The organism is Aquimarina megaterium XH134, from assembly GCF_000520975.1.
Taxonomy (GTDB): Bacteria; Bacteroidota; Bacteroidia; order Flavobacteriales; family Flavobacteriaceae; genus Aquimarina; species Aquimarina megaterium.
The window spans coordinates 21,088-27,476 of sequence record NZ_JACB01000007.1 but is presented as its reverse complement, the minus strand read 5'-3'; the positions used below and the strand labels follow the sequence as shown (position 1 = coordinate 27,476).

The window sequence follows — 6,389 nt, the reverse complement described above, 5'->3', positions numbered from 1 at the left end:
ATTTAGGGAATATCAGACTATCCTACAAAGACGCTAACAAAGATGGTACTATATCCCAAAGTGAGATCGTACAGGAGAAGAACTACTACCCCCGCTCTCGCTAGTGGCGTCAAAGCTTAGAGGATAAGAATATATAAATGATAAGAACCAGTTGCAGTGATGTAGCTGGTTTTTTATTTGGATTAAGATATTCTAGTTTCATTTTTTGAAACTGTACTATTGTATTTTGGCAAAATGAGCAGGAATTATAAATTTTATAATAGATCAGGTTTATACTTTATAAGTTTTGCTACAGTGTATTGGATCGATGTATTTATACGAGAACAATATTTATCTGTTTTGTCAGAAAGTATTACATATTGCAGATCAGAAAAAGGTATGGAGGTTTATGCGTATTGTTTTATGCCTAGTCATGTACATTTGGTGTTTCGTTCTTCAAATGATGACCCTTCAGGATTGATTAGGGATTTTAAGGGATATACTTCAAAAAAGTTGTTAAAAGAAATAGAGAACAACCTTCAGGAAAGTAGGAAAGAATGGTTGTTATGGATGTTTGAGAAGGCTGGTAAAAAGAATGCTACTGTAAGCAGAATGCAATTTTGGCAGCAGCACAATAAACCTATAGAATTATGGAGTGATAAAGTGATTCAACAAAAAATAGATTATATTCACAATAATCCTGTTGAATCAGGTTTTGTAACCAATTCGGTAAATTGGAAATATAGTAGTGCTAGAAATTATCAGGATGACCATACAGTATTAGAGATTGATAGCGATGGATATCTATTTGGATTAACAAAACATTGATGCCACTAGCGAGACGCTAGCGGGAGCGGGGACAGTATTTTATCAACTTACGATATTAAAAAATAAAATTAACCCCAATAGCTTAAGATTAGGTGGGCAAGAGACCTGATCCCCCCGAGCGGGGGAATATCTGAACAAATTCTAGAATCCCATCTTACTTTTTATGAAATAGTTACAGAAACCATAATAAGTCAAGAAAAAGAGGAAAATTAAATTATGGCCATATGGATTTTATTAATATAATTTTAGGTTTTTTATTTATAATATGTGGTATTCTTCTTTTAATTTATTATCAAAATTATGTAGAAAAAAGAGGAAGTTTTACTCCAAAGATTGTAGGTGTTGGAATAGCATTTATTATAGGAGGGATCATAATGATAATAAAAGAATTTTAATTTTTTAAAAAAGTAAAATGAAAAATATATTATTAGTATTATTTATTTCTGGTTGATCGATTAAAGCCCCGCTCATGCTAACGTCTCGCTAGTGGCGTCAAAGCTTGGAGGCTAAGAACCAAGATAGCGCGGATTTGTAATCCGTGAAACATACCGAAATATAAAGACAGTCACTTAATAAATATGGCTGTTTTTTTATAGTTTTTAAAAGCACGGATTGTAAATCCGCGTCATCGATTGCCAGCGGAAAAAACAAACAACTTGTTACTATAATTATGGACAATAATTTAAAAGACTTTTTTTCTTATTTAAACCAATCCCTACCAAGCAATATTGATTATAGAGCATTGTCAAATTTATGCTTAACCCTATTTTGTACTATTGATATTTTACCAGAAAAGTTTCAATCTTTAGAGCTGAATAAGGAAAATTTAGCAATACTATTTTCTAAAATTGCAAAAGAAAAAGAAATTCCTTCTTATCCACCTATCGCTTCACTTTATGGAGCTTCATTTCATAATAGTTATGATAAAGGTCACTGGTTAGAAGTGATGGCTAGTGTTCTAAAGTTAGGTAATGAACCTGATATAAAAGAAGCTGAAAGATTACTAGGGTAGCAAACTAGTGCTTTTGAAAAAAAGCATTACAAGGTTTGTTACCAAAATCTCCAAAACAGGTCTAGACCCACTTATATAAGTGGGGGTAGGTACTTATAGAAGTAGGTATGTTAGTAGTATATATGCTACAGGGGGTACTTATGGTAGTGGGTATAATGGCCTCTGATCCCGGTTAGGGGTACTTCGATTAGAGGGGTGGGGTACTTCAATCAGAAGCAGCACTTGTGTTTAACAGAGGTGTTACCTCTGTTTTACATAGGATTGCCCTGTGTTTGTACTAGGGAGGGGGTACTTCTGCAGTAGGGGGAGGGTACTTTGTAAGTACCCCCTCTTTATTATACCTTCTTCAGTTTTATAAATTATACCGAACTTATGTTAGATTAATTCATAAAGCATTGTTGCAGCGGTTTCTGCGGTTATATCTCGTTGGGGCATTCCAAACATTTCATAGCCAACCATAAATTTTTTAACAGTAGCACTTCGTAATAATGGAGGATAAAAACTCATATGCCAATGCCAATGGGTATGATCAAGATTATGAGTTGGTGCCTGATGAATCCCGCTAGAATAAGGAAAAGAACAATTAAATAATTGATCGTACGCCCCGGTCAATACAGAAATACATGCTGCATAAGCGATTCGCTCATTTCGACTCATTTCTAAAATAGAGGATTGTCTCTTTTTTGGAATAATCATTGTCTCAAATGGCCAAATAGCCCAAAAAGGAACTAATACAACAAAGTGTTCATTTTGAAATACGATACGTTCTTTCTTTTCTAATTCCAGGATCACATAATCTTCTAATAACGATGTACCATGTTTAGAAAAATAGCGCCGTTGATTATCATCTTTTTTTAAGATCTCATTGGGTAGATGAAACTGGCTCCATATCTGCCCATGAGGATGCGGATTACTACATCCCATAACGGCACCTTTATTCTCAAAGATCTGTACGTAATTAATCTCTGGTAACGCACCTAATTTTTGATATTCTTCTTGCCATACTTCAATCACTTTTTCAATGGCCTCCAAAGACATATTGGCTAAGCTTTTAGAATGGTCAGGGCTAAAACATATTACTTTGCAGATTCCTGTTTCACTTTTTACTTTAAACAGTTCTTCTTCTATCGCAAAAGAAGGAGATTCGTTTTGCAATGCTGCAAAATCGTTTTCAAAAACAAAAACATCCTGGTAGTCTGGATTTTTCTTTCCTCCTGCTCTCATGTTTCCCGAGCATAAATAACAATCTTTATCGTAAGAAGGTAATGATTGTGTATTGATTTCTTCTTCCTGGCCTTGCCAGGGTCTTTTTGCCCTGTGCGGGGATACCAATACCCACTCTCCTGTAAGTGGATTATAGCGCCTGTGGGAATAGTCTCGTAATGCTGTATTTAACATGAGGAATCTGCTACAATTTTCCAATTACCATTTATTTTTTTGAAAATGATCATAAAAGTACCATTGGCATTGCCTACGCTGCGTACTAAATGATATTCTCCCATCACAAAATAAGACTCACTATCAATTCGAGAAATATCACTAATAACAAAGTTTAATATACCTGTATGGGCTTTAGTTGGGTATCCTTTTTTATAATTAGCTAATGTATTATCCCAACCATAGGTTAATCCTCTACTCCCGTAAAACTTTAAAGAATCCGATTTCCAATACCCTTGCATATACCCTTCGAGATCATGATTTGACCAGGATTGTTCCTGTGCTTTCAGTACTTTAATAATTTGCTGTTTATCGGCTTTCTCATCTACTGTTATTTCCTGATGACAGCTGGTTAACCCTATTAGTATTCCTAATATATATAGATATCTTGTGATCATATTATGTGATTTTATACGTTCCTTGTGCAATTTGTACATCATATCGGCTTAAAGTTTTGTTGAACTGTTTATGATATAAGGGTGCAATGGTATTCATAAATGCATCAGCAGTTCCTTTTTTAATGATGTTAATAGTACAACCGCCAAATCCACCGCCCATCATTCGTGCACCTAATATATTGGGATTTTGCCTTGCCTGATCAATTAAAAAGTCCAATTCTACACAACTTACGTTATATTGATTTTGTAATCCGTTATGCGACTCAAAAAGTAGTTCACCAAAAGTTGTGTAGTCCTTTTTATCTAGAGCAATAGCAGCTTTTAAAACTCGTTCGTTTTCTTGTATGATAAATAAAGCTTTTTGGTAATGATCTTCGTTGATTTCTTCTTTAATGACAAATAAGACTTCATATGTAGCATCTCTTAGCGTAGATATTTCTAGGTGTTTTGCTACCGTCTCACATACCGAACGTCTTTCATTATATGCGCTTTCTGCCAGACTATGTTTTACATTGGTATTGATTAAAACAATATCATATTCTTTAAAATCAATAGAAAAATAAGTTGCTTTAAGATCTCTGCAATCTAATAATAAAGCTTTGCCTTCTTTTCCAAACATACTGGCATATTGATCCATAATACCACATTGTACTCCTACATAATTGTGTTCTGCTTGCTGAGAGATATAAATCATTTCTTCTTTGGTCAACCCCAGTTCGAACAATTCATTTAACCCAAAAGCGACACTGTTTTCTAGGGCAGCAGAGGAGGATAGCCCGGCTCCCAGAGGGATATTACCTGCAAAAACCAAATCAAAATTATAGATTGTTTTGTCTCTTTTAAGAATTTCGGCAACGACTCCCAATACATAATTTTTCCATCCTCCATTTTTGATAGGTTGTATGTTTTGCAACGAAAATTCTAAAACCTCATCGGTATCTATAGCATAGACAGAACAATACATAGCGTTATTTTTCTGGATTCCCGAAACGATCCCTTTGTTAATTGCTGCAGGAAAGACAAATCCATCATTATAATCGGTATGTTCCCCAATTAGATTAATCCTGCCGGGAGAAAAAGATAATACCGGTTTAGTATCAAATCGTTTCAGAAAAGTAGATTTTACCTTTTCTAGTAATGATTCATTTGTCATTTATGCAAAGTATATATAGATTCCTAGAACGATCAAACAGATCGTAATTCCTACAGTGTTAAGATGTTTCCAGGGGGTAATATCAACTTGTTCTGTATAGTGTTGCTCATAAGCTTCTGTTCGGGGTCTAAATTTACCTATAAGTAACATGATAAGTACATTAAGTACAAACAGAATAGCCATTACATGTAAAAAGTGAGGAAATTGCCCAACAAAAACAAATTCATCTAATAAGATATAAGCAACATATAAAACAACCCCAGAAATGATAGCAATTTTTGCGGCAATTGCAGGAACATATTTGGTGAGGTATCCCACTACAATAATAGTTAAAATAGGAATACTATAACACCCGTTTACTTTTTGTAAATACCCAAATAAGCCATCAGGTGCATATGCAATTAACGGCGCAATACACATAGCCAAAATTGCTAATATGATGCCAAAACTTTTTCCGGCCCTTACTGTTTGTCGTTCTGTTGCATCTGGTTTAAAATGGGATTGGTATATATCAATTCCGAATAAGGTAACCGAACTGTTTAAAGCCGAATTAAAAGAACTTAAAATAGCACCAAACAATACTGCTGCAAAAAAACCTACCCAAGCTGCAGGTAGTACCTTGGTCACTAACATAGGGTATGCTTCATCTGGGTTGTCTAGTGTGTTCCCAAACATATGAAAAGCGATTAACCCCGGTAATACAACGATTAGTGGACCTAGTATTTTTATAAACGAAGCTAATAGCAATCCTTTTTGTCCTTCTTTTAGATTTTTAGCTCCCAAAGCTCTTTGGATAATTGCCTGATTGGTTCCCCAATAAAACAATTGAACCAGCATCATACCGGTAAATATAGTTCCTATCGGAATTGAAGATTCTGGTCCTCCTAATGCTTTGAATTTTTCGGGATGAGATTGTGTTAGTGTAGTAATTCCTTCAAAAAGACTACCATCACCAATGGCTATCAATCCAAATATTGGTATTAACAATCCCCCGACCAGTAACCCTACTGCATTAATGGTATCGGATACTGCTACTGCTTTTAAACCACCAAAAATGGCATAAATAGATCCTATGATACCGATTCCGAAAACGGTTATCCATAAAGCAGTAGTTTCATTAACATTTAATATGTCAGGTACATCAAACATTGTATTAATAGCCAATGCTCCAGAATATAAAACGATAGGTAATAACACCACCACATATCCGCTTAGAAATAATGCAGAGGTGATTGTTTTGGTAGTTTTATCGTATCGTCTTTGTAAAAATTGAGGAACGGTGGTTATTCCTCCTTTTAAATATCTGGGTAATAAAAACACTGCGGTAACTACCATGGCGATTGCAGCCAGTGTTTCCCATGCCATAACCAGTATTCCTTCTTTAAAAGCAGCTCCGTTTAACCCTACGATTTGTTCGGTTGATAAATTGGTTAATAATAACGATCCTGCAATAACGATTCCGGTTAAACTTCTTCCTCCCAGAAAATATCCATCAGAAGAAGATTCATCTGTTTTTCTGCTTTTTACATAAGCTATTATTGCTACTAATAATGTAAACCCTATAAATGTGATGAACTGCATA

General features: G+C 34.8%; 7 protein-coding genes. 3 read left to right on the top strand and 4 right to left on the bottom strand.

Going from position 1 to position 6,389, the window contains the following annotated elements; genetic code table 11:
• Nucleotides 1–234: 234 nt before the first annotated feature.
• The 3 genes from Z053_RS0108715 to Z053_RS0108705 all read left to right on the top strand — a co-directional run bounded on the left by Z053_RS0108715 (nucleotide 235) and on the right by Z053_RS0108705 (nucleotide 1,819).
• Complete coding sequence (locus tag Z053_RS0108715) at nucleotides 235–807, top strand: REP-associated tyrosine transposase (protein ID WP_025664647.1); 573 nt, start codon at nucleotides 235–237, stop codon at nucleotides 805–807.
• 224 nt (nucleotides 808–1,031) lie between these two features.
• Entirely contained in the window at nucleotides 1,032–1,202 is a 171-nt protein-coding gene (locus Z053_RS31440; protein ID WP_160112049.1) for a hypothetical protein, read from the top strand.
• 275 nt (nucleotides 1,203–1,477) lie between these two features.
• The gene (locus Z053_RS0108705) at nucleotides 1,478–1,819 is read left to right on the top strand and encodes a hypothetical protein (RefSeq protein ID WP_025664646.1); all 342 of its coding nucleotides are present in this window, start codon (nucleotides 1,478–1,480) and stop codon (nucleotides 1,817–1,819) included.
• Between the two features lie 375 nt (nucleotides 1,820–2,194).
• On the opposite strand, the gene Z053_RS0108700 is transcribed toward Z053_RS0108705, so the two are convergent.
• From Z053_RS0108700 to Z053_RS0108685, 4 genes are read right to left on the bottom strand one after another with little or no spacing between them, the layout of a single operon-like run.
• Nucleotides 2,195–3,217 (bottom strand): UDP-glucose--hexose-1-phosphate uridylyltransferase, encoded by a 1,023-nt coding sequence (locus tag Z053_RS0108700; RefSeq protein WP_025664645.1) that lies wholly within the window; start codon nucleotides 3,215–3,217, stop codon nucleotides 2,195–2,197.
• The gene (locus Z053_RS0108695) at nucleotides 3,211–3,654 is read right to left on the bottom strand and encodes a YybH family protein (RefSeq protein WP_035095576.1); all 444 of its coding nucleotides are present in this window, start codon (nucleotides 3,652–3,654) and stop codon (nucleotides 3,211–3,213) included. Before Z053_RS0108695 ends, Z053_RS0108700 begins: the two co-directional genes overlap by 7 nt.
• A 1-nt stretch (nucleotide 3,655) precedes the next feature.
• Nucleotides 3,656–4,807: a galactokinase gene (gene galK, locus Z053_RS0108690; RefSeq protein ID WP_025664643.1), complete on the bottom strand. Its 1,152-nt coding sequence runs from the start codon at nucleotides 4,805–4,807 to the stop codon at nucleotides 3,656–3,658.
• Nucleotides 4,808–6,388: a solute:sodium symporter family transporter gene (locus Z053_RS0108685; protein WP_025664642.1), complete on the bottom strand. Its 1,581-nt coding sequence runs from the start codon at nucleotides 6,386–6,388 to the stop codon at nucleotides 4,808–4,810. It lies immediately after the preceding gene.
• Nucleotide 6,389 lies beyond the last annotated feature (1 nt).

What these genes read in the sequence shown, in the direction of transcription:
- Z053_RS0108685 (WP_025664642.1), bottom strand. Translation starts at nt 6,388, where the DNA reads ATGCAGTTCATCACATTTATAGGGTTTACATTATTAGTAGCAATAATA.
- Z053_RS0108695 (WP_035095576.1), bottom strand. Translation starts at nt 3,654, where the DNA reads ATGATCACAAGATATCTATATATATTAGGAATACTAATAGGGTTAACC.
- Z053_RS0108715 (WP_025664647.1), top strand. Translation starts at nt 235, where the DNA reads ATGAGCAGGAATTATAAATTTTATAATAGATCAGGTTTATACTTTATA.
- Z053_RS31440 (WP_160112049.1), top strand. Translation starts at nt 1,032, where the DNA reads ATGGATTTTATTAATATAATTTTAGGTTTTTTATTTATAATATGTGGT.
- Z053_RS0108705 (WP_025664646.1), top strand. Translation starts at nt 1,478, where the DNA reads ATGGACAATAATTTAAAAGACTTTTTTTCTTATTTAAACCAATCCCTA.
- galK (WP_025664643.1), bottom strand. Translation starts at nt 4,807, where the DNA reads ATGACAAATGAATCATTACTAGAAAAGGTAAAATCTACTTTTCTGAAA.
- Z053_RS0108700 (WP_025664645.1), bottom strand. Translation starts at nt 3,217, where the DNA reads ATGTTAAATACAGCATTACGAGACTATTCCCACAGGCGCTATAATCCA.